Here is a 2,340-nt window from a genome sequence, read left to right as displayed (position 1 = left end):
AGAAGGCAGTGCGGAAATTATACAAAAAAAGTTTTATGTACAGCTTTTAAAAAAACCGTTTGATATACCTTACCCATTGGAAATGTATAATAAAATAACTTTATGCCTTAATTCAGAGAGGATGATGATATGGCTGAAATCATGGACACCAAAGACAGAGAACACTTGCAACAACTTCGAAAAAAAAGTCAGGAGGAGCATGCGACATTAATAAACGATCCGGAAGAATGCAGGAAGCCAGGTAATTTCGGTGAAAAACTTGCCGAAAGAATCACCGGTGCTATTGCAACCTGGAAATTTATCCTTATACAAACGGGTATAATTCTGGGTTGGACAAGCTATAATGTATTTATTAAGAAATCAGCTTTTGATCCCTACCCTTTTATCCTGCTTAATCTTTTTCTGTCTTTCCAGTCAGCTTATACCGCCCCCGCGATTATGATGAATCAAAAACGCCAGGAGAAGAATGATCAAATCCGTAAGGAAATCGAATCTGACGTGAATGTAAAAGCAGATTTAGAAATTGCGCAGCTTCATGACAAGATAGAACATCTCACAAAATTAGTGGAAAAATTGGCGGGCAACAGGTGTGAATCCTCTTCGTACCTTGATCAAGAGAAGGAGAACAGGAATGGATGAGCAATTATTAAACGCGGCGCAAAAGGTGGTTCATGTACTCAAGGACAGAGACCTTACACTGGCAAGTGCCGAATCCTGCACAGCCGGTATGGTAGGGATGGCATTGTGCGCGGCTTCCGAGGGCGGCGTACCCTATGCGAGCGGTTTTATTACCTACGATGATCGGGCGAAAAATCAACTGCTTCATGTCAGTACAGACACGCTGGCTAAATTTACCGCCGTCAGTGCTCAGACCGTAAAAGAGATGGCAAAAGGTGCCAGCGAAATGGCTGGCACGGACACCGGGCTTTCTGTCAGTGGCTATGCGGGTCCGGAAGGGGGAGAAGACGGGACACCTGCCGGCACCGTTTGGTTTGGCTGGTATCTCGGGCCAGGTAAACAACGACAAGAAGTGAGACATTTTGACGGCGACAGTGAAGCGGTTCTCCTGCAGGCCTCCATTTTCGCTCTTGAAAAGCTGGCTGCACTTTTATAACGGGATATAACGGGAACTGCCTGAGATTGGCGGATTCATCATTTTATTAAACGCGTAGAGCCCCAATGCCGGGGCTCATGAACGTAAAATGCGTGCTCAGTATCAGCGTTTCGCTTCTGCGTCCGGGTCTTCTTCACGGGACAAAAATTGTTTCGTCAGTTCAGGCATATGTTCGGCTAACCATTGAGCCATTTCTTCTTCCTGAATTTTAATTTCCCGAAAAACGCGGGCACCTTCCAGATCGCCCACATGCTCAGCAGCAGCGATAAGAGAACTGTATGAGGCAATTTCAAAATGTTCAAAGACGTAACCGCTGATCCCGCCTTTTATGACTTCGTCACTGGCAAACATACCGCCAAAGGCCTGACCCATCGCCGACATTTTACCGGCTGTATCCTTCAGCACAGAGCGCGAGGTATCAAGGTTGTTTAAAACGCCCTCAACCAGTCGCTGTTGCCCCTGCGTTTCGGTAATATGCTGCTTAATTCTTTGCTGAAGAACCGGGTAGTGTTCTAACCGATCCGCCATTTTTGATAACATCGTTTCGGCTTGTTGTTCCATGGCGTGAGCATCCCTCACCCAGTCAATGTAATTCTCATACGCTTCTGAAGTGGCCATAATAAACTCCTTATAAACAGAGGAATAAAACAATCATCCGGACGATCGCAACCCAACGGAAGTTAGCCTTTTGAAGCCTGATCGGACTCCGCCAGAAGGGTCAGTTTCTCATCGGTTCTTTTTTCTTCTTCCAACGTTTCATGAAGTAATTTAGCAACGTCGGTATAACCTAATTTTTTGGCCATTGCGACCAGAGTGCCGTATGTGGCAATTTCATAGTGTTCAACTTTTTGCGCGGCACCGATCAGACCGGCATCCAGAACCTCACCTTTTTCAACTGAGTCGATCAATTCCTGCGCTTCAGCCACAAGGCCTTCCAGGGCATGACATTTCATGCGTTTAATGCGCAGATCATCACTTAATTCCACAACCTGATCCAGCCGTTCAATTTGGCCTTGTGTTTCTTCGAGATGGAGTTTAAAGGCTTCTACCAGTTTGGGATTGGTCGCCGCCCGTGCCATCTTCGGTAAGGCCTTGGTAATTTGGCGCTCAGCACTATAAACGTCAGATAAATCATGAATAAAAAGATCTTTCAATGTCGTAATAGCCATAATTGCCTCGTCATGTTGTTTATGTGAGTTATTAATAATAGTTGTTTTAATTGTTAA

4 protein-coding genes are annotated in these 2,340 nt (G+C 45.3%); 2 read left to right on the top strand and 2 right to left on the bottom strand.

From position 1 onward, the window contains the following. Positions 1-129: 129 nt before the first annotated feature. Together J1785_RS01665 and J1785_RS01660 are read left to right on the top strand one after the other, a co-directional pair. Entirely contained in the window at positions 130-639 is a 510-nt protein-coding gene (locus J1785_RS01665) for a DUF1003 domain-containing protein (protein WP_217218664.1), read from the top strand. After that, a complete protein-coding gene (locus tag J1785_RS01660) occupies positions 632-1,114 on the top strand; it encodes a CinA family protein (protein WP_129955433.1) in 483 nt (160 codons plus the stop codon). Before J1785_RS01665 ends, J1785_RS01660 begins: the two co-directional genes overlap by 8 nt. 102 nt (positions 1,115-1,216) lie before the next feature. Here the strand turns inward: J1785_RS01660 and J1785_RS01655 are convergent, their stop codons facing one another. Together J1785_RS01655 and J1785_RS01650 are read right to left on the bottom strand one after the other, a co-directional pair. Continuing rightward, on the bottom strand, positions 1,217-1,732 hold the full coding sequence (locus J1785_RS01655) for a ferritin-like domain-containing protein (RefSeq protein ID WP_129992212.1): 516 nt from the start codon (positions 1,730-1,732) through the stop codon (positions 1,217-1,219). Between the two features lie 62 nt (positions 1,733-1,794). After that, positions 1,795-2,283 (bottom strand): YciE/YciF ferroxidase family protein, encoded by a 489-nt coding sequence (locus J1785_RS01650; protein WP_129955437.1) that lies wholly within the window; start codon positions 2,281-2,283, stop codon positions 1,795-1,797. Positions 2,284-2,340: the final 57 nt, after the last annotated feature.

The sequence above is a fragment of the Rahnella perminowiae genome, from assembly GCF_019049755.1.
In the GTDB taxonomy this organism is placed as follows: Bacteria; Pseudomonadota; Gammaproteobacteria; order Enterobacterales; family Enterobacteriaceae; genus Rahnella; species Rahnella perminowiae.
This window is presented reverse-complemented; position numbering and strand designations above follow the sequence as displayed.